General features: G+C 51.4%; 15 protein-coding genes. 6 read left to right on the forward strand and 9 right to left on the reverse strand.

Translation table 11 applies throughout. The features are described from left to right. Window positions 1-185: 185 nt before the first annotated feature. The 3 genes from gltB to M891_RS0112025 all read right to left on the reverse strand — a co-directional run bounded on the left by gltB (window position 186) and on the right by M891_RS0112025 (window position 8124). Complete coding sequence (gene gltB / locus M891_RS0112015; RefSeq protein WP_028539013.1) at window positions 186-4784, reverse strand: glutamate synthase large subunit; 4599 nt, start codon at window positions 4782-4784, stop codon at window positions 186-188. 507 nt (window positions 4785-5291) lie between these two features. Continuing rightward, window positions 5292-7481 (reverse strand): YhgE/Pip domain-containing protein, encoded by a 2190-nt coding sequence (locus M891_RS0112020; RefSeq protein WP_028539014.1) that lies wholly within the window; start codon window positions 7479-7481, stop codon window positions 5292-5294. 55 nt (window positions 7482-7536) lie between these two features. Then, the gene (locus M891_RS0112025) at window positions 7537-8124 is read right to left on the reverse strand and encodes a TetR/AcrR family transcriptional regulator (protein WP_028539015.1); all 588 of its coding nucleotides are present in this window, start codon (window positions 8122-8124) and stop codon (window positions 7537-7539) included. 318 nt (window positions 8125-8442) lie between these two features. Here M891_RS0112025 and M891_RS23815 point away from each other — a divergent pair, with 318 nt between their 5' ends. Further along, window positions 8443-9624: a UDP-N-acetylglucosamine--LPS N-acetylglucosamine transferase gene (locus M891_RS23815; RefSeq protein ID WP_036700260.1), complete on the forward strand. Its 1182-nt coding sequence runs from the start codon at window positions 8443-8445 to the stop codon at window positions 9622-9624. Here M891_RS23815 and thpR read toward each other — a convergent pair. Then, window positions 9621-10187: an RNA 2',3'-cyclic phosphodiesterase gene (gene thpR / locus M891_RS0112035; protein WP_036700263.1), complete on the reverse strand. Its 567-nt coding sequence runs from the start codon at window positions 10185-10187 to the stop codon at window positions 9621-9623. The genes M891_RS23815 and thpR overlap by 4 nt on opposite strands. Before the next feature lie 155 nt (window positions 10188-10342). On the opposite strand from thpR, the gene M891_RS0112040 reads away from it, so the two are divergent. Continuing rightward, window positions 10343-12040 carry a methyl-accepting chemotaxis protein gene (locus M891_RS0112040; protein WP_028539017.1) on the forward strand — a complete coding sequence of 566 codons (1698 nt, stop codon included), beginning with the start codon at window positions 10343-10345 and terminating at the stop codon, window positions 12038-12040. A 68-nt stretch (window positions 12041-12108) separates the two neighbouring features. On the opposite strand, the gene M891_RS0112045 is transcribed toward M891_RS0112040, so the two are convergent. Then, window positions 12109-12573, reverse strand: coding sequence for a Dps family protein (locus M891_RS0112045; RefSeq protein WP_016313208.1), 465 nt, complete (start codon window positions 12571-12573; stop codon window positions 12109-12111). A 254-nt stretch (window positions 12574-12827) separates the two neighbouring features. Next, entirely contained in the window at window positions 12828-13208 is a 381-nt protein-coding gene (locus M891_RS0112050; protein WP_016313209.1) for a DivIVA domain-containing protein, read from the reverse strand. 201 nt (window positions 13209-13409) lie between these two features. On the opposite strand from M891_RS0112050, the gene M891_RS0112055 reads away from it, so the two are divergent. Then, window positions 13410-14369 carry an MraY family glycosyltransferase gene (locus tag M891_RS0112055; RefSeq protein ID WP_028539018.1) on the forward strand — a complete coding sequence of 320 codons (960 nt, stop codon included), beginning with the start codon at window positions 13410-13412 and terminating at the stop codon, window positions 14367-14369. Between the two features lie 139 nt (window positions 14370-14508). Here M891_RS0112055 and M891_RS0112060 read toward each other — a convergent pair whose 3' ends face one another. Continuing rightward, entirely contained in the window at window positions 14509-14736 is a 228-nt protein-coding gene (locus M891_RS0112060) for a twin-arginine translocase TatA/TatE family subunit (RefSeq protein WP_009226252.1), read from the reverse strand. 160 nt (window positions 14737-14896) lie between these two features. Here M891_RS0112060 and ytaF point away from each other — a divergent pair, with 160 nt between their 5' ends. From ytaF to M891_RS0112075, 3 genes are all read left to right on the forward strand, one after another. Then, on the forward strand, window positions 14897-15514 hold the full coding sequence (gene ytaF / locus M891_RS0112065) for a sporulation membrane protein YtaF (protein WP_028539020.1): 618 nt from the start codon (window positions 14897-14899) through the stop codon (window positions 15512-15514). 129 nt (window positions 15515-15643) lie between these two features. Next, a complete protein-coding gene (locus M891_RS0112070) occupies window positions 15644-16585 on the forward strand; it encodes a hypothetical protein (RefSeq protein WP_028539021.1) in 942 nt (313 codons plus the stop codon). A 97-nt stretch (window positions 16586-16682) separates the two neighbouring features. After that, a complete protein-coding gene (locus tag M891_RS0112075) occupies window positions 16683-16928 on the forward strand; it encodes an NHLP leader peptide family RiPP precursor (protein WP_028539022.1) in 246 nt (81 codons plus the stop codon). A gap of 44 nt (window positions 16929-16972) precedes the next feature. Here M891_RS0112075 and M891_RS0112080 read toward each other — a convergent pair whose 3' ends face one another. Both M891_RS0112080 and M891_RS0112085 read right to left on the reverse strand, forming a co-directional pair. After that, a complete protein-coding gene (locus tag M891_RS0112080) occupies window positions 16973-18892 on the reverse strand; it encodes a sensor histidine kinase (RefSeq protein WP_028539023.1) in 1920 nt (639 codons plus the stop codon). A gap of 270 nt (window positions 18893-19162) precedes the next feature. Next, the gene (locus tag M891_RS0112085) at window positions 19163-20482 is read right to left on the reverse strand and encodes an MFS transporter (protein WP_051416964.1); all 1320 of its coding nucleotides are present in this window, start codon (window positions 20480-20482) and stop codon (window positions 19163-19165) included. Window positions 20483-20523: the final 41 nt, after the last annotated feature.

Consider the following 20523-nt stretch of genomic DNA (forward strand, 5'->3'; position numbering starts at 1 on the left):
CAACAGATTGATCAGCCAAAAAGTCGCTCCCCCTTCCACGTTCACTTCCTAATTATCTCCAAATCATATTACACCAAAAACATATGTTCGCACAATCGATTTATTCTATACTGAACAAGACCGCCCCGCTGTCTTGTTCAGACAACCGGGGCGGTCCATACTATCATCGCTATCGCTAAAATTTATTAGTTGTTGCCGGCACGGGCCAGCTCGCGTGCATTTGCTTCAAATGCGGCCAGCAGCGCGGCTTCACCCTTCAGCCCTTCATTTTCAACTTTGCGGATTTGCTCTAACATCCGCTTGTAGTCCTTCGGAATAACGCGGACGAACTTCGGCAGATACTCGTTCCAACGATCCAACACACGGCGCCCAACCGTACTATCCGTATACAGAATGTGACGGCTGATTAGCGTCCGCAGTTGATCGATTTCCGCCGGATCCTCTACCGACTCAAGCAGCACCATTTCTAAGTTACAACGGCTTGCAAAGTCTCCGCTCTCGTCAAGCACGTAGGCGATCCCGCCGGACATCCCAGCTGCAAAGTTCCGGCCAGTTTCACCCAAGATAACGACACGTCCGCCGGTCATATATTCGCAACCGTGGTCGCCGACACCTTCAACGACAACGTTGGCACCCGAGTTCCGCACCGCGAACCGTTCTCCGGCAATCCCGCGGATGTAAGCCTCCCCGCTGGTTGCACCATAGAACGATGTATTGCCGATGATGATGTTCTCCTCAGGAACAAACGTTGCACGCGGCGACGGCTTCACAATGACCTTACCGCCGGACAGCCCTTTGCCGGTGTAGTCGTTAGCATCGCCTTCAACGGTGAGCGTCATGCCTTTCGGGATAAACGCCCCAAAGCTTTGACCCGCAGAACCTTCAAAATGGAACGTGATCGTATCCTCAGGCAATCCCTGCTGTCCATAACGCCGGGTAACTTCGTAGCCCACAATCGTCCCGGTTGCCCGGTTCACGTTGCAGATCGGCAGCCGGGCGCTGACGGCTTCGCCGCGCTCCAGTGCAGGCAGCGCCAGCGGCAGCAGCTTCGTCATATCCAACGTCTCTTCCAGCCCATGATTCTGCTGTCTTGTGCAATAGCGGCTGCTTCCCTCCGGAAGCTCCGGCATATGCAGCAGAGAGTTGAGGTCGACGCCTTTCTTCTTCCAATGATCCACCGCCTTCACCGCATCCAGGCAATCGGTACGTCCGATCATCTCTTCCAGCGTGCGGAAGCCTAGCTCGGACATCCATTCGCGCAGATCCTCTGCCACGAAGGTCATAAAGTTGACCACATGTTGCGGATCTCCGGTGAAGTTTTTGCGCAGCTCCGGATTTTGCGTGGCCACCCCCACAGGGCAGGTATCCAGCTGGCAGACGCGCATCATGATACAGCCAACCGCCACCAGAGGGGCAGTCGAGAAGCCAAACTCCTCGGCGCCAAGCAGTGCGGCGACAGCAAGGTCGCGACCGTTCAGCATCTTGCCGTCGGTTTCCAGCACGACGCGATCGCGCAGGTTGTTTAAGATTAGGGTCTGATGCGTTTCAGCCAGCCCCAGCTCCCACGGCAGACCTGCATGGCGGATCGAGCTTTGCGGGGAAGCGCCAGTACCTCCGTCATAACCGCTGATCAGAATGACGTCCGCGCGGCCTTTGGCAACGCCGGCTGCAATCGTTCCGACGCCGGCCTCAGCCACCAGCTTCACGTTGATACGCGCCTGCGGATTGGCGTTCTTCAAATCGTAGATCAGCTCCGCCAAATCCTCGATCGAATAGATATCATGGTGCGGCGGCGGTGAAATCAAGCCAACCCCCGGCGTGGAGCCGCGCACTTCCGCTACCCAAGGGTACACCTTACGGCCCGGAAGCTGACCGCCTTCACCCGGTTTCGCCCCTTGCGCCATCTTGATCTGGATTTCATCGGCGTTCACCAGATAATGCGACGTAACGCCAAACCGTCCCGACGCTACCTGCTTGATCGCGCTGCGGCGCAGATCGCCGTTCGCATCCGGCACATAACGCGCCGGATCCTCGCCGCCTTCGCCGGTGTTGCTCTTGCCGCCGATGCGGTTCATGGCGATGGCAATCGTCTCATGCGCTTCTTTGCTGATCGAGCCAAACGACATCGCCCCGGTCTTGAAGCGGCGCATGATCGAAGCCGCCGATTCAACTTCCTCCAGCGGCACCTTCGGCCCAACCGGCTTCAGTTCCAGCAAGGAACGCAGCGTCAAATGCTTGTTGTTCTCGCCTTGCACCAGCTCAGCGAATTTTTTATACAGCTTATAATCGCCCGTACGGACCGCCTGTTGCAGCAAATGCACCGTCTGCGGGTTGAACAGATGCTCTTCCCCGCCGCTGCGCCACTGGTATTCTCCGATGGAATCCAGCACTTTATCGTTGCCGTCCTTGTCAGTAAAGGCCCGGAAGTGATGGGTAAGCGTTTCGGCAGCCACTTCTTTCAGGCCGATGCCTCCAATCCGCGACGGCGTCCATGTAAAGTAACGATCGACGAAGGAAGGCTCCAGGCCAACCGCTTCGAAAATTTGCGCCCCGCGGTACGATTGAATCGTCGAGATGCCCATTTTGGACAAGGTTTTGACGACCCCTTTGGTCGCTGCTTTGATGAAGTTGTACACCGCTTTTTCATGCGAAATGCCTTGCAGCATGCCTTGGGCAATCATATCCTTCAGCGATTCGAACGCAAGATACGGATTTACTGCGCTGACGCCATACCCAAGCAGTAACGCAAAATGATGTACTTCACGCGGCTCGCCCGACTCCAGCAGCAGGCTGACCTTGGTCCGCGTCTCTTCGCGAATCAGATGGTGATGCAAGCAGGAAACTGCCAACAGCGCCGGGATCGCTGCGTTCTCCGCATCCATTCCGCGGTCGGACAAGATCAGAATATTGTGGCCCTTGGCGATGACCCGATCTGCTGCTTCGCATAACGTATCCAACGCCTTACGCAGCCCCTCCGCTCCTTCAGCAGCCGGGAACAGGATCGGAATCGTGATCGCCTTGAAGCCTGGCCGGTGCAGATGGCGGATTTTGGCGAAGTCCTCATTGGACAAAATCGGCGAATCCAACCGAATCTGACGGCAGCTCTCCGGCTCCGGCTGAAGCAGGTTGCGCTCCGGACCAATCGTCGTAGCGGTCGAGGTAACGAGCTCCTCGCGGATCGCATCAATTGGCGGGTTGGTGACTTGCGCAAACATTTGCTTGAAGTAGTTGTACAGTCGCTGCGGATGTTCGGACAAGACGGCAAGCGGCGCGTCGTACCCCATCGAAGCGATATTTTCCTGACCGGTTAAGGCCATCGGCTCAAGCACCTTCCGCAGGTCTTCATACGTATAACCAAATGCCATTTGACGGCGTGCAATGTCTTCGTGGCTCTCCGGCGGCAGCTCCTTCGCTTCCGGCAGATCTTCCAGCTCAACGAGATGTTCGTTCAGCCATTCACGGTACGGATGCTCCTTCGCGATCGCTGACTTCACTTCCTCGTCGGAAATAATCCGGCCTTCCTGCGTGTCGACTAGCAGCATCCGGCCCGGACGCAGCCGATCCTTATAGAGTACGTTCTCCGCCGGGATATCCAGTACGCCGACCTCCGAGGAGAGGACGATCAGGTCATCCTTCGTCACGTAGTAACGCGATGGGCGCAAGCCGTTCCGGTCCAAAATCGCCCCGATCTGAACGCCGTCGGTAAAGCCCATCGCTGCAGGCCCGTCCCATGGCTCCATCATTGTGCTGTGATATTCATAGAACGCCTTTTTGTCCGGGTCCATGTCCTCCCGGCCGACCCATGGCTCAGGCACCATCATCATCGCTACGTGAGGCAGGGAGCGTCCGCTCAAGTACAGGAATTCAAACGTGTTATCAAACATCGCCGTATCTGACCCGTCCGGATTGATGATCGGTTTTACTTTCTCCAGATCGTCGCCAAACTTCTCGGTCTTAAACATCGACTGACGTGCATGCATCCAGTTCACGTTGCCGCGCAGCGTATTAATCTCGCCATTATGAATCATAAAGCGGTACGGATGCGCCCGCTCCCAGCTTGGGAACGTATTCGTACTGAAGCGCGAGTGAACCATCGCAATGGCCGACTCCAATCTCTCGTCTCGCAAATCCAGATAGAATTGTCCGACCTGCTCCGTGGTCAACATCCCTTTGTAGACCACCTTCCGGCACGACAAGCTGGATACGTAAAAAGCATCCCCCTGCTCTGCGCCGCTATAGCGGATCGCGCGTTCAGCCCGGCGCCGGATCACGTACAGCTTGCGCTCAAAGTCCAGATCCTCCTTCAGATCTGCGGAACGCTCGATAAAAATCTGGCGAACGAACGGTTTAGCCGCTTTGGCCGATTGACCCAGCATATCGTCGCGAGTTGGCACCGTACGGAAGCCGAGGACGCGTTGTCCTTCCTCTTCGGCGATGCGCACGAGTTCTTCCTCCTGCTTCGTCCGAACGGCTTCGTCATGAGGCAGGAACAGCATACCAACGCCATACTGTCCTGCCTCTGGCAGGGTGAATCCAAGCTTAGCTGCTTCAGCGGCAAAAAAACGGTGCGGGATTTGCAGTAAAATACCTGCGCCATCCCCCGAATTCGGCTCGCTGCCTTGGCCGCCCCGGTGCTCCATATTCGCTAGCATGGTCAACGCTTGGCTTACGATATCGTGGGAAGCTTTCCCCTTGATATGAGCCACGAAGCCCATGCCGCAAGCGTCTTTTTCGAAAGCGGGATCATAGAGTCCCTGCTTGGGAGGTAATACGGTATGTTTCATCATCTGACGCAACCTTTCTATTTAGAGGTAGTTCAAACATCGTTAGCGAATAAAATAGATCAGTCCCTATGTCCTGCGACTACGCCGGATAAGCCCGGTTCAATCTTTCTTTTTATTCTAACGGAAAATGTCACATCTGTTTTTGCATTATATTCTCTTTATTTTGCACTATTGATTAGAACTTTTAGGCCGTTGCAGGGCGGTTTTGCCACGAAAGCGTCACCATATGGAGACGTATGGTTGTCTTTGCCTGTCTATTTGCACCATTATCCCTTTTGATCAGAGAAAAAAGTCGAACCTGCCATCCGTTGCTCATAGCGTCCATAACCCGATCGAGAACTTAGTTACTATAGAGTTTATGTCCCCGCATAAAATGTGTCCCGCCCCAACTCGACTGATTATTACGGGATCATCCTGCAAAAGGCTCAGTGCCGGAATATCTCCCCTACAGAAAAAGATCCGCCCTCCAGAAATCCAGAGAGCGGATCTTCTATATTTATGATTCGATTAGTGCGACTGTACGCTCAGGTTGGCTTCAGGACTGCGCTCTGTACTGCGTTCGTGGCGCAAGAAGTACACCAGTGTAAACACCAGGAATACGACGCCAAACACGGCCAGCCAACCAATGTTTTCCCAAGCCATCGCCATATCGCCGGTGGAGATGACCGCCTTGAAGCCTTTGACGCTGTATGTCATCGGCAGGATCGGATTGAAGGCTTTCATCCAGTTCGGAATCAGTTCGAGCGGGAACGTTCCTGCGCTGGTCGTCAATTGGAAAATCAGCATCAGGATCGCCAAGAACCGTCCCGGGTTCTCCATCCAGGTAACAAGTGCTTGAATGATCAACATGTAGCACAGGCTAGTAACAAAGGCGAAGAGATAGAAGAGCGGAACACTCTTAACCTCAAGCCCTAATCCGTAAAGAACCAGGCCAGATGCCAGCAAGGACTGAAGCAGACTCATGCCGGCAAAAGTCAACGTGCGGCTTACGAAGCGGCTCCAGCCACTGGCTTCCGCTACCGAACTGCCTCTGACCGGCACCACCAGCGTCGAGATCAGCGCACCGACGAACAGGCCCAGCGACAAGAAGTATGGAGCAAAGCCCGTGCCATAGTTAGGTACTTCATTCACCTTCTGCTCATTGATCTCGATCGGCTGAGCATACATGTTGACAAGCGCATCGGTTTTCTTCACGCCAGAGGTTTGTTCTGCGGCATCGGTCAGCTTCGAAGCCAGCTCGCCCGAGCCCTCCGTCAGTTGGGTCATGCCGTCCTTCAGTTCACCCGCACCTGCATCCAGTTGCTTCGAACCGTCGGCCAACGTACCTACGCCGCCAGATAATTGCTCGACGCCGCCAAGTAGTTGTTTGGCGCCTGCGCTCAGCTGCCCGGCACCGCTTGCCAGCTTCTTACCGCCAGCCGTTGCTTCCGACAGCTTGCCGTTAAATTGCTGCAAGCCGCTCGCCAGTTTCTCTTGTCCGGCGTTCAGCTCAGTCATGCCTTGCAGCAACTGTTCTTGGCCTGCCGTTAATTGCTTCCCGCCTTGCAGCAACTGCTGTTGAGCGTTGTGCAGGTCCTGGCTGCCTTTCAGCAATTGTTGATTCCCTTGGTGCAGCTGCTCACTGCCTTGGGCAACCTGCTTGCTGGCTGCGATCAACTGCTGAACCGCTGCGTTCTTCGCGAGTTCCGGATTCGCTTGGGCCAGCTGCTCTAAACCTTGCGCCACGCTGTTCGCTCCTGCAGCCACCTTCTCGCTGCCTTGGACCGACGTTTCCAGGCCTGTTTGCAACTGGGCGCTGCCTTGTTCAGATGCAGTCAAGCCAGCTTCCAGCTTCTTCGCACCTTCCAGCGACGATTGAAGCCCTGCCTGAAGTTGGGTACCGCCTTGATGCGCTTGTTTAGCGCCGGCTTCCAGCTGTTGGCTGGCAGCTTCCAACTGCGTCAAGCCGCTAGCCAGGCTGCCGGCTCCATCCTTCACATCATTAATGCCTTGGTATAAGGACTGTGTACCTTTCTCCAGCGGAGCAACGCCGTCCTCGAGTTTCATCGTGCCGTCAACGAGTTTCGCCAGATTTTCTTTCAGCTTCTTGGTTCCATCATCGAGCTTCACCGCTCCCTCGTTGAGGGTGCTGGCCCCGTTGCCGGCCTCGCTGAGACCGCCCGAAATTTTCTCCACTTGGTCAAACAAGGTTTCCGTATAGGCTTCCGTCACTTTGGCGGACACCTTCGATTTGATCTCTTTCACAGCCGTACCGCCAATTTGCGCGGCCAGGAAGTTGTAACCTTCGTTTGGCTCGAAGATCAATTGAGCCGGCGAAGGATTATCATCCATCAATGTGGTCGCTTGTGAAGAGAAATTGTCCGGAATGATGATCGTCATGTAATACTCATTATTCTTCATTCCAGTTTCCGCTTGCTCACGGGTGACGAACTTCCATTGGAAATCGTCACTCTTCTTTAGTTCAGTAACGAGGTCCTCGCCGACCTTAAGGTCTTTCCCCTCGTATTGTGCGCCTACATCCTCGTTCACCACCGCTACCGGCAGCTCGTTCATCTTCCCGTACGGATCCCAGAAGGCCGTCAGGAACATGCCGCTATACAGTACGGGAATGAACAGCACTACAAGAATCGGGATGAACACTTTAGGATTCTTAAAGGTGGCTCCCATATCCTTGAAAAATACACTTAATGATTTCATTTTTGCTTTCTCTCCCCTTGGTGGCTTCTTTCTCTAATAGTTAAATGTAATTCCTTTAAACTTCCCTTGGCAGAAGCAAGCCTCCAGCTAGAAAATCGTGGATAAACTCCTTGATTTGCTCTTTGCTCAAAGGCGGATTATTCTTGTTCCAGTCCGAGGTTAACGCGATATAGAGCTTAAACACGACGAAAGCAAGCAGCTTGGGATCATACGAGCGAATCTCCTCCCGCTCAGCCGCCCGGGACAGATGACGCTCCAGATATTCCAGAATTGCGTTTTCGATCTGCTCCAATCCCTCCTTGGCTTTCGGGGTGCCGAAGTCACGAACCTCTTGGGACAACTTGATGAGGAGCTCATGCTCACGGCGAAATCCCAGCAGCGCATCCATCGCCCGGTGCAAATTCTCAAAGAAGGGCTTCTCCTCATCAATCTCCGGCTCGATCACCCGCTTCATCTCCATAATGACGGAACGTAGAATTTCATCGAACAGTTCTTCTTTGTTCGTGAAGAAGGTGTAGATTGTTCCTTTCGCCACATTTGCTATTTTCGCCACTTGGTCCATTGTCGTCGCTTTGTAACCAAATAAAGCAAAGGACTTTTCAGCTGCTTCGATAACGAGCTTACGGCGATCTACTACAGCCATCCATGTCACCTCCCTGCACTTGGAATGAATAATGGAAACACATTTCCCGGCCAAAAAATGACTAAAATTCATTTTTGGTCATTTGGTCAATTCATACTTTACTCCACTCGCTGTAGAAATGCAAGATGTTTTTTCAGAATGTTTCATTCACTTTCACCAGCTTGTTCCATAATCCCGTTGGCTCTGATTCTCCCCGACCTAGGTCCAGTGGATCGACCCGTCTCGAGCCTCTTTAAACCGGAATATAATCAACATAAACTTAGTATTAGGAAGCCATGAATCGGAACGATCTATATAGAAGAAGCAGGTGATATCCTCATGCGAAAAAGAAGAGTGTTGATCCTATCGGAAGGTTTTGGAAGTGGACATACCCAGGCCGGACACGCGCTGGCAGCCGGATTAAAGCGGAAGAACCCGCAAATCCAGACGAAAGTGATGGAGCTGGGCTCGTTTCTGAATCCGACAGTCGCACCGCTTATCCTATCCGCATATCGGATGACGGTGAATACGAGTCCTGCACTGGTAGGCCTGTTTTATAAGCACAAATACGAGAAGCCGGTTGGCAAGTTTGCTCGCCTGGCTTTGCATAAAATGTTCTATACTCATGCAGCCGAAGTGATCGCGCAGCTGCAGCCCGATCTGATCGTCTGCACGCATCCGATTCCCAGCGCTATCGTGTCCTACCTGAAGCTTAATTCAGATGTGAATCTGCCGCTGTGCACGCTCATCACAGATTACGATGCCCACGGTTCCTGGATGAGTCCCGGCGTGGATCGGTACCTCGTCTCCGCACCTGAGGTCAAAGCTTTGCTTGTCCAACGCGGAGTCGCTCCCACCAAGGTACAGGTGACGGGCATTCCTGTGCACCCGGATTTCTGGAGCAAGCAAGAGAAGGCGTCCGCCCGGGAAGAATTAGGGTTAAAAAATATGCCTACCGCCCTCGTCATGGGCGGGGGTTGGGGATTGTTGCTTCGTGAGGAGCTACTGGACAAACTAGCGGCTTGGCGAGAGGACATTCAAGTTGTCTGCTGCACCGGCAGCAACGAGAAGCTTGCTGCTCGACTGCGTGCACATCCAACATTTCATCATCCAAACATGAAGGTGATCGGGTTCACGCGGCAAATCGGCAAATGGATGGATGCCTCTGACCTTCTGATTACCAAACCCGGCGGAATGACTTGCACCGAGGGAATGGCCAAAGGCATCCCGATGTTGTTCTTTGAGTCGATTCCAGGTCAAGAGGAGAAGAATCGCGAATACTTCGTGCAACACGGCTATGGGGCGGAACTGACCTCACCGGACGTGTTGGACGAGTGGTTTGATAACATTCGTCATCAGCACGCTTCGAATCTTCAACCTTGGCCGGAGCCTGCCTTGCAGCACCCCGGTTATCAGCCCGAACGCTGCGCCGAAGCCGTGCTTCATCTGCTGTATCAGGCTGCCGCTCCGGTCCGCATACGCCTGCAGACGGCCAGCCCTGCTGAGCAGCAGGCCAACTAAGTCAGCAGCGCAGATCCAACCACCTCATACATCGGACGCTTATGCATATGCGTACGATAAATGACCAGACGATCGGCCTTCCAGCGGCCGAAATCCGGTTGGGTCTGCAATACTGCAGGATCTAATCTGGCCCCTTCCCGAAATTTCCGGGCCAACGTAATATGCGGACTGAAACGTCTTTCCTCCGGCACAAAGCCAAGTGCCCGGTTCTCCGACGTCACCCGGCTATGCAGACTCTCCAGCCCGGCTACCTCACCTCGGACGCCAGCCCATAACACGCTGGGACTTGCCGGACGTCCGAAGCTGCCAATCCCCGCCGCTTCCATTTCCAACGGCCCGATCCCTTTTGCTGCCCGCGTCAAAGCCGCCAGCAGCTCATCCAAACGCCCCGGAGCTAGATCACCCAGAAATTGCACGGTAATATGGTAGTCTTCCGTGTGTACCCACTTTTTGAAATCCAACCTCGTTTTTTGCTCGCTGCACCACGTCTCCAGCTTCTGCTTGATCTCTGGCGGAAGAGGGACAGCGATAAATAATCTCCATTTATCTTCGTTAATTGACATGATTCGTCACCTTTTGTGATTTTTTTCTCAATTTTTTACTTAATTCGACACGCCAACGTGCGATTAGTTACATCCAGCACATTTATTCTCTATATAATGTGTCTTAGTGCTGCTAGCATATACACTCTTCAAGCCTGGGAGATAGGAGATGGAACATGAGTTTTGCTCAAAAAATCACCTCTGTCCTGATCGGACTACTGCTTTTAGTTGGTTCACTCATCGGGATATTTGCTTATCAGACGTCGTATCGTGAGGTCGAGACATCCGTCGGTATTGAAACGGTCGGCTGTGCTAATATTACCACCGGCCTGGTGGATCCGGAAGCGGTTTCCCGTCTTGCCTCCGGTGACCGCAGCGGCCTTGCGGAGCTGGAGGAACAATTAAACTGGACGGTAGAGCATAAATCGTTATTTAAGGAAGTGTTCTTGATGTCCCTGGACGGCACCATTCTTGCGGCCGACCAGAATCTCAAAAGACGGGGGTACCAAGCAGGAGACGCTTTTTATTTCAATGAGCAGGACCGGAATATGATTCTTGAGATGAAGCATCCTGTATACACCAAGGTCTATTCTTATGATGGCGTAAAGCTGCTCACCGGTTACGGTCCGATCTTCAAAAATCATGACCCTAACGAAGAGATCATCGGTCTCATGGTCATTAACTTCGACGCTTCGATCATCGGCGAGAGAACTCGTGACATTCTACTCCTGCCATTCATCATCGGCATCGTCGTCCTGCTCGCCGCAGTTGTGTTTGTGTACTTCTTTATCCACCGGATGATTCGGCCGCTGGAAACGTTGTCCCGGCAGGTAGAACGGGTTGCCGAGGGCGATTTGACTGTGCAAACTAACGTGCGTCAAGGTAAGGACGAGATCGGCAAATTAACTCAAAATTTTGCGAAGATGGTTAGTAGCCTGCGGGAGTTGATCACCGAGGTGAACGGAACTTCGATGCATGTGGCCTCCTCCTCTGAGCAGCTCTCCGCGAGTGCACAGCAAATTGGAAAGGCGGGTGAACATGCGGCAGAAATCACCCAATCCCTTGCCGACGGGTCGGAGCGGCAGCTCACGAACCTGGAAACCGGGGCAACCATGCTGCATGACATGTCCGAACGGATTGGTCAGATTGCTCGCCATGCCGAAGGCGTCTTAGCATCGGCGCAGCAGGTCTCCGATGCATCCAACCAAGGGGAGCAAGCCATCCAGTCCAGCGTAGCACAGATGTCCACCATGGAAGCCAAAATCATTCATCTCTCTGCGATCGTTGAGGAGCTGGGCAGCCGCTCCAAAGAAGTGCAGAGCATCCTGGACATTATGACCGACATCGCCGCTGAAACTAACCTTCTCGCGTTAAATGCTTCAATCGAAGCAGCCCGCGCGGGAGAATACGGCAGCGGATTTGCCGTCGTTGCCTCCTCGGTCCGCAAGCTGGCGGAACGTTCCGCTGCCTCGGCGCAACAAATCAGTGAGCTGATCACCCACATCGTGGGACAGGTTGAGCTCACCAGCAGCGCAATGGATGAGATCGTCCGTGAAACGAAGCGAGGTGTCCAGCTGGTGAGCAGCGCTGGAGCTTCCTTTAGTGACATCGCAGCTTCAACGGAAATTACCGCTGCATCGATTGCGGATATCAGCGAAGCGGTTCGGCTCCTGTCAGACAACTCACAACGACTGGTGAAGTCGATTGACGATATCGTGAAGTTCGCCGGCCATACTGCAGTCAGCGCACAGGGGATGTCTTCATTCTCCCAACAACAGTTAGCTGCGATGGAAGAGGTTGATGCTTCCGCCAGCTTCCTGTCCAGCTTAGCGGAGCGGCTTCATTCCATGATCGAACGTTTTAAAGTCATGTAATTGCTAAAAAAGACCTTGCCCAGCAAGCCATCTTGCTGGGCAAGGTCTTTCATGTATTCGACAAGAACTTATTTGCCGAGGTAAGCGTTCAGCATCCAACGATGTTTCTCCAGCGAGGAGACGATACCGAGCAACAGATCACTTGTTGCTTCATCTTCTGCTCTTTCTGCCGCTTCCATGCCTTCCTTCAGCTCGCTGTCCAATTTTGCAAAGTCCGCCACGACGGCTGCTACCATTTCTTCAGCACTTTCCTTGCCGCTGGCTTCGGTGATGCTGGCCGTCGCTAGGGCTTCACGCAAAGTTGCAATCGGGGTGCCGCCAATGGCCAACAGACGTTCAGCAATATCATCAATATAACCAGCCGCTTCGTCATAAAGGGCTTCGAATTTCTCATGAAGTGTAAAGAAGTTCGGACCTTTTACAAACCAGTGGAAATTGTGCAGCTTCGTATACAGGACCGTCCAGTTTGCGATTTGCAGGTTCAGTTGTTTCTGAAGTTCTTGATTTGCTTGAGTTAAGGTTTGGTTTGCCATTGTGAATTCCTCCATTCAACATATGAAATATTTAATGTACCATTGTGACAGTTACCTAAAACTTGAACTAAATTAAATTTAGACTAAATCTAAATCTTGTTTATATCATACCACTCCACTTTTAGATATGCAACCATCATTTTCATGAATATTGCATGAAATACCAACCAACATCAGGTTTATTCTGTACCTCTTTTCCCTTACCTATGCAAAAAACCGAACCGGTAGTATTCTCCGGTTCGGTTCAACTCCATTTACCGCTCGCCGCGCAAATGCAGCTTAAATTGCTCCAGGCTTCGTTCCACTTGGCGAATGCCGTCCTCCACCAGTCTGCGGTCCACCGCATTTTCCATATCGAACGAAGGTCTGCGGGCCAAAGCCTTCTTCTCCTCTTCCCAATACGCTTGCCGACGCTGGATTTCTTTATATTTGTCCAGCAGATCGGTAATAATATCGTAGAAGCGTTCATAATCAACGATAATGTCATCCAGGAAGCGGTCAACTTCCTCCTTATCGTAGCCCCGCATTTTGGCGTCAAAATCTTTTTCGTGAATGGAGAGCGCATCCAGCTTGATTCCTAATTGTCGAAACAAGCTTTTCTGGTCTTCCAGCTTGCGCGCGTAATCGTCTTGCATTCCAAATCCCTCCGTACCTGCCTAAAAGGTTATCCAGCGCAGTTAATCTGCAAAAGCAGTCGTATCTACTCTAATGTACCACATTATTGCCCTTTCGTTCATCTCCACGTTAGGATGCGGGTGATACAAGTATTCGACATTGTCCCGTTTTCTTTTTATAATAGTCAATAGCCTGAGTCTAACATCTGGTGGTGAGTAGCGATTTTATACTTATGTACTTTTCTGTTATCGTTTCTGATCGTGTATTTTCTGATTCCCCCGCTCGGTAAGTTGGCCTTCCGTCTGGATTTCGTGGACAAACCCCGAGCGGACGTCGAACGCAAGATCCATCGTCAGCCAATTCCGCTTACAGCCAGCTATGCGATATTTGCCGGATTCTTTGTTGCATACCTGCTGTTTACGCGCAACTTCTCCTGGGAGACGGGAGCATTGTTTGCAGGCGGAGTGCTATTGCTGGCCATTGGGACCGTCGACGACTGGTACAAAACGAAAGGCAAAGACTTTCCGGCACTGCCTAAACTGATCGTTCAAGTGTCTGCTGCGGTGCTCGTTTATGCATCCGGCATCACCTTCAGCGGCTTCGTGAATCCCTTTAGCGGCGACTATGTCCTGCTGCCGGCATGGCTCCAGTTTATCTTAACGATTCTCTGGATCTTTGGTGTCACCACCGTCATCAATTTCTCGGACGGTCTGGACGGTTTGGCCGGAGGATTATCCGCGATCTCGGCCGTGACGCTGTTCGTAGTGGCATTAACCAAAGGGCAGACCAACTCGGCGATGCTTTCGGTTGCCTTGATCGGGGTGACGCTGGCCTACCTGCGGTACAATAAACCGCCGGCCAAAGTCTTTATGGGCGATGCGGGAGCTACGTTCCTTGGGTTTATGCTAGCGGTGATCGCATTGGACGGCGCATTCAAGCAGGCTACCGTCCTGTCCCTGTTTATTCCGGTGCTGGCCCTCGGCGTACCGATTTTCGATAATCTGTTTGTCGTGATCAAACGGATGCTGCAAGGAAAATCACCTTACGTCGCCGATGCCAGCCAAGTCCATTATCGGTTGCTGCGAGCCGGGCTAAATCAGAAGCAGGTGGTTATGTTCCTGTACTTGATCAGCACCTGTCTGGGACTGTCGTCGATCATTCTGCTGCTGTTGCAAGTCTAACGAAATGAAATGAAAGCGAACGGCCTTCCAATCGTTCCAACCAAAAAGCGCGTGCCCCGGATCTTCCCGGCGGCACGCGCTTTTTATTGTCGCGTATTTCCTCACAAAAAAAGACCCCAACGGAGTCTTTGTAGTGGCATCAGGATGATTTATTCGTATCTGCAGCGGGTTGAACCTCCGCTTTCTGCGGCTGCTCGTCTTCTAGAATGTCCCCGCGTGCGCCTCTCTTAAACTCCTTGAGCATCGTGCCAAAGCTGCGCCCTAATTCTGGCAGCTTGCTGGGACCAAATAACAACAATGCTGCGATAACTAGAAGCAGCAAGTGAGACGGACGCAACAAGTTTTCAAGCACATTTATCACTCCCATCGAGTATCCTTGTGGACATTATACTACTTTCTTGAATACAATGGAAACCCTTTATCAACCGTTCCGAGTGTCTCAGCAAACATGATGATGCTAGGCCATAAACCATTTTCCTTTTCTGGGCATATGCTGTGTCATCATGTATTGCAAAGGAGCGAACATCATGGGTTCTTACAGTCTGTTGGCCGTCATCGCCATTGGACTCGCGTCCAACTTGGATAATGCGGGAGTTGGTATTGCCTACGGGGTACGAAAAATCCGCATTCCTTGGTATTCCAATCTGGCCATCGCCGCCATTTCCTTTTTGGCCACTCTGGTGTCGGGTTATTTCGGAAGCTGGTTATCCTCTTGGGTCCATCCCTGGATCGGACAGTTACTCGGAACGATTGTGATCGTCGGGGTTGGCGTATGGGTGCTGTTGCAGCCATTTCTGGAGAAGAAGAACATTTCAATTCAGGAGGAGGATGATGTCAATCCGTTGACCCGCCTGCTGCGCAATCCTGAAGAAGCAGATAAGGACAGCTCCAAATCCATTAGTCTTGGCGAATCCATTGTCCTCGGGATCGCCTTAGCCATGAATGCGCTGGCCGGGGGATTTAATGCCGGTATCACCCATTTGAACATCTGGTATACTTCGTTGTCCGTCGGTTTGTTCAGCTACCTGCTGCTGGCCGCATGCGCTGCCTTTGCCGAAAAGGTCGCTGCAGAGAAATTTGGGAATCGGGCCACCGTCATTTCCGGCCTGTTGTTAATCCTCATCGGGATTCATCAACTCTTCTAAAATATTTCCTAAGGATAAGGCAAAGCCCCTTGTATCCTAAGGGGCTTTGCAAGAGTTCTAGCAAACTACCTTGTCTACAAATTTTCCTATATAATGAAGAGGATGGTTCCTATAAAGGAGGTTCGATTTGTGAACTGGAATTGGTTTCATAGCTATGAAAAAGATTTAGAGGCAGCTTTCGATCAAGCGGAAAAGGTTCTATCCGAGCTGCCTGACGAATTCCAAGGACATGCTCTCAATTATTTGGGGAAATTTCACGCGTTAAAAAAGTCTGGCTCCCAGAACTACATATGCTATTTACTTCCATTCTGGATGCAGGAGGCTGCCGGTGCCAAGCCAGAGCTTAGCCGCGAGTTGACCGTGGCCATGATCTTGGTCATGCTGCATTATCATTTAATCGATGAAGTGATGGACAATCCAGAGGCAGGAGACAAGTGGAGGTTGCCGCTGGCGAATTTGCTTCAGCTTGAATTTTCTCGGATTTACGCCGCCTTGTTCACTTCCGAATCCCCGTTTTGGAGTTATTACCGGAAGTATACTGCCGAATGGGCAGAAGCCGTCTTGCTGGAAAATCAACATGATTTCTTCCAAGACAACCCGGTTCGTATTGCACATAAAGCTTCTCCCGTAAAGCTGTCGGTGGCCGGCATGCTGCTCCTGACCGAACATGACCAGCTGATTACTCCTTTCGAATCTGCCGTTGATGCCGTACTGGTGACGCTGCAGATGCTGGATGATTGGGAGGATTGGGAGAAAGATTTGCGAGAAGGAAGCTACAATTCTCTGATTTCCATCGTGCAGCATGAACTGCAGATTCCAGCGGATCGCAGACCTACCCCGGATGAAGTAAAACACGCGTTGCATGTTCGGGATATCCTGTTCATTTTTGCTGAACGAACGGATCAGAATGCAGCGATATTAGAGGCGAACGCCCCGGGTCTAACACACCTGCACGAGTTCCACGATTATCTCCGAACCAATCTCCGACAAGGAGCTGAAAGTTTAAGAGATGAACGAAGTTTGCTAGCCCAGGGCGGTTTAGCCTATTGGTTGGCGAATCAGAAGATCTAAACCTAGCAATCAGAAGATCCTATCCTAGCGTTCTGGCGAATTCCATGTTATAGTAATAAGGAAAATATAACTATTTTTACTGAGAAAGGGTGATCTTATGACATCAGGAGCGCTCCTTCAAACGCAAGTTGTTCAAAAAGCTTGGCAAGATCCTAGCTTCAAAGCGAAGCTACTTGCCGACCCGAAAGCTGCGATCCAGGAGGCACTCGGTGTAGTTCTCCCGGATCACATCAAAATCAAAGCAGTAGAGGAGAGCACGGACGAATTTTACGTCGTACTGCCGCCTCAACCGGAGAAAGTTGTCATGAGCAAAATCAAACCAGCAGGAATCTGGGGCGAATAACCCCTACCGATCTTCGCTAGCACTCAGGCAGGGACCGAACGAACTTATCCCATCGCATACTCCTCAACTTGAACGGAGGGGAAGCGGATAACGACTTCGGTCCCTGCTCCTTTTTTGCTCGTAAAATGAATTTGACCGTTCATTACCTCAATAATCCGGAACGTCACCATCAAACCTAACCCTGTGCCCTTCGTTTTGTTAGAGAAATAAGGCTCACCCAAGCGGGCCAGCACTTCTTCGTCCATCCCCTCGCCGTTGTCCTTGATATGGATCACCACATCGTCGTTTTCTTCATAGCTCCAAATTTGGATGTCGCCTTCGCCCCGAAGTGCTTCAATACTATTCTTGATGATATTGATAAATGCTTGCTTGAATTTGGAAGAATTGCCGCGCACATAAAGGTTTTTAGGAATATGAACCGTGATTTTACCCCCCTGCAAATTCGCTAGAGGAATCAGGATCCCTTCGATATGAATAAATTCTTCCAGCACGTTCAGCGTCGTCACCTTGCCGCCTTCCGGCTTGGCGAAAGTGAGGAAGTCCGTAATAATCGCCGAAGCGCGATCAAGCTCTTCCAACGCCATGCTTAAATACACCTTGTCCGAATTCTGCTGCTTCTCAACGAGCAGTTGCAGAAAGCCTCGGGTCACCTGCAGCGGGTTGCGGACCTCGTGGGCGACCGAAGCGGCTAATTCGCTGATGATCTCCATTTTCTCCGAACGCTGCAGCTCGTTATTAAACATCTCCAACTTCTTGGAGTATTCCACGACCTGCCGGTGATTCTCCGCAAATCTTCGGCCCAAGATAATAATCAACGAGGTCAGGAAGCAAACGATGCCTAATTTCCACAAAAACAGCTTATAGTATCCGTCGTAATAGTAATACCAAATCAATTCGCCTGCGGATAGCAGCGTGAACGAGAGTACCCCGGCCAGAAAGATCAGCGCCTCTTTGTTCCCTTTCGCTACATAAACGGTTAAAATGCCAGCCAAGATCAGAAATTGCGCAATAATCAGATAACCTGCAAATTGAGTCGTAATGAGCTTATAGGCATCATAGTAGCGATTACCGGACAACTCGTTCGCTAACAGCAATAGCATACAGAGCGCGGAGAAAACCACAAACACTTTGCGCGAACGCCGGATTAAAGCAAAATAACCAGGACCAAAGATTTTTTCAAAGAAAAAGATAAACGAAGGAAGCAGGATGAACAAAGCCAGGTCAAACATCACCACCAGTATTCTGCCCGCCGTCGTATAGTCAAACAGCCAAAAGACAAACGGTGAATACGTCAGCACAAGCAAGCCGCTGGAGAAAATGACCGCACACAGCGAGAACCACATCGGCATATTCACATATTTCAGAAAAACCGAACAGAACAACATAATTACCGAGATGAAAATCAGCGTGCTGCCCAAAATTAAGTCGGTGATGTTGCCGCGTACAAAGCTCTTGATCAATTCCTGGTTATTTCCGATCCGAATCGGATCAAAGATCCCGATGGTATTTGTCGTTGAGGATACGCCGATATACAGCGTCTGACCCGAATTTTGTGGAGATACCGGTACCAGCACACTATTGATACTAAAGTTAAATTTGCGCTGCGATTCAAAGACTTTGGCTCCGTCTAAATTTACCGTAATGTGTTTGCCATATATTTTATCGATCAATACGACTTGGGAATTCTCCGTGATTTGAGGAAGGATGATCTTGATCCACTGTACACTACCCTTCTCCGGCTTCACCGGGCTCTCTTCTCCCGCGCTTACACTCGTCCAGCCGTCTAGTGCCTCTAGCCATTCCTTGCTCGGATTGGGATCCAATTGGTCCGTCCAAGTGACCTGCCAATTTCTAATTTGCTGTACCTCCGAGCCCACTGCACTCGAATTTCGAAAAATAATACCGTAAAATGCAGCAATGAATATGACAAACAAGACGACAAATCCTTTGATCAAAGACTTCATTAGACACCTCTGGAGATATTCTAAAGTGTTAACCCGGTTGACGCGCCTCAGTTCGAAAGGATCTGAGCAGGGCTACTTTATACCATTCGATTAAAATCTCGCAATAACCTTCAATTTATGGAAATAGTGATAATTTTTTTTAGAAGAGACGTGCCACAGTTATTTTACCGTGGATAACTAGTTTTATCTATGAATAGTTTTATTTTTCTAGAAAAAAAAACGCAGGAGCTGTCTCCTGCGTTTACGATGTTCGCCTTCCGGCGAACAGATCTATATTCCCTCTATTGCTCGTTTCGCGTCGCTTCGCACAACGGACACATCTTCCGAACGCCATAGTACTTTCCCCAACGCAAGCACCAACAAGCCAAGCGCTGCGATGACTCCTCCCAAATATATGAAAGATCGGCCTGGTCCGATCCATTCGACCAGAAGTCCTCCGAGTAAAGGAGCTACGAGCATCACTAAGCCCAAAAGGGAGGTTTGGATACCAAAGACACGGCCGACCATGTCCGCTGGCGTTTCTTTCTGCAAGCAGTAATTAAACGTGACGACCACCACCCCATTGCCGACGCCTAATCCAAATCCCAGCAACAGGATGGGACCTGCCGAACTCCCCGTAGGAAGCAAGCCCAGACCGCCGACGGCCATTCCAATCAGCCCGTATCCGGCACTGAATTTCCAGGCATAACCCGCCGCCCCCTTATTCCAACGGTTAAGCACCGCAATGATCATCACAGCACCCACTCCCGCCGCAGCAACCATCCAACTGAGATAAGCCTCCTTCAGAGGGGCAATTTCCCGAAATAGGCTGGTGAATTGAAAATCGATCATTTGGATCGCTGCCGTCGCGACAAAACCAAACAGAAGAGTTACTAGTAAGAGTCGGGTTCTCAGGATACAACGCAAGCCTTCGATCCACAAGGTACGGAGGGACGTATCCTCAGCCGTTTCCAAAGCGGAGGAGGAAGAACGATCGAGATTTCGTCCGGCCTTCTGGAATTGAACTTCCACCTTCTTGATCGTGAGCAGGATCACTAATGAGAACATCCGAAAGCAAACATTCAGTAGGATGCACCATTCGGGGGTTAACAGGGCTAGTGCGAAGCCGCCAAGCAGCGGACCGGCGATTTTAGAGCCCTGGTTGACGAAGCCGTTCAGCGAGGTCGCTTGAAATAGCTGATCTTCCCGCACGATACTGCGCGTCAATGATTGCTGGGCGGGAATTATAAAGGTAGAGAGAGTTGCGCGCAACGTTAACACCGGAAGCAACCACAGCATGTTCGGAGAGAGCAGAATCATCAGGGTGAGTGCCGCTGTCAGCAGATCGCAAAGTCGCATCAGCTTCAGCTGATGAATGCGGTCGGCGACCACGCCGGCAAAGGACCCAAGCAGGACACTGGGTAGAGCGTTGGCTACGGGGATCAGCGCTAGCATAAGCGGTCCAGCCTCCCAACGGTATCCCACCAGCACCTGAATCGCCAGCATGTCAAACCAATCTCCAAATGTCGCCGCCGTATATGCCGCATAAACGCGTGTAAAAGTTTTATTGCGAAGCAGACCCGCAGGTCCGGCCTGTACATTACCTGTCATGATCATTCCTCCAACCAACCTAGTTTCGTATCAACTAAGAT

Source organism: Paenibacillus sp. J14, assembly GCF_000518465.1.
GTDB lineage: Bacteria > Bacillota > Bacilli > Paenibacillales > Paenibacillaceae > Fontibacillus > Fontibacillus barengoltzii.

Coding starts and splice junctions, on each gene's coding strand:
- gltB (WP_028539013.1), bottom strand. CDS start 4,784: ATGAAACATACCGTATTACCTCCCAAGCAGGGACTCTATGATCCCGCT.
- M891_RS0112020 (WP_028539014.1), bottom strand. CDS start 7,481: ATGAAATCATTAAGTGTATTTTTCAAGGATATGGGAGCCACCTTTAAG.
- M891_RS0112025 (WP_028539015.1), bottom strand. CDS start 8,124: ATGGCTGTAGTAGATCGCCGTAAGCTCGTTATCGAAGCAGCTGAAAAG.
- M891_RS23815 (WP_036700260.1), top strand. CDS start 8,443: ATGCGAAAAAGAAGAGTGTTGATCCTATCGGAAGGTTTTGGAAGTGGA.
- thpR (WP_036700263.1), bottom strand. CDS start 10,187: ATGTCAATTAACGAAGATAAATGGAGATTATTTATCGCTGTCCCTCTT.
- M891_RS0112040 (WP_028539017.1), top strand. CDS start 10,343: ATGAGTTTTGCTCAAAAAATCACCTCTGTCCTGATCGGACTACTGCTT.
- M891_RS0112045 (WP_016313208.1), bottom strand. CDS start 12,573: ATGGCAAACCAAACCTTAACTCAAGCAAATCAAGAACTTCAGAAACAA.
- M891_RS0112050 (WP_016313209.1), bottom strand. CDS start 13,208: ATGCAAGACGATTACGCGCGCAAGCTGGAAGACCAGAAAAGCTTGTTT.
- M891_RS0112060 (WP_009226252.1), bottom strand. CDS start 14,736: ATGGGAGTGATAAATGTGCTTGAAAACTTGTTGCGTCCGTCTCACTTG.
- ytaF (WP_028539020.1), top strand. CDS start 14,897: ATGGGTTCTTACAGTCTGTTGGCCGTCATCGCCATTGGACTCGCGTCC.
- M891_RS0112075 (WP_028539022.1), top strand. CDS start 16,683: ATGACATCAGGAGCGCTCCTTCAAACGCAAGTTGTTCAAAAAGCTTGG.
- M891_RS0112080 (WP_028539023.1), bottom strand. CDS start 18,892: ATGAAGTCTTTGATCAAAGGATTTGTCGTCTTGTTTGTCATATTCATT.
- M891_RS0112085 (WP_051416964.1), bottom strand. CDS start 20,482: ATGACAGGTAATGTACAGGCCGGACCTGCGGGTCTGCTTCGCAATAAA.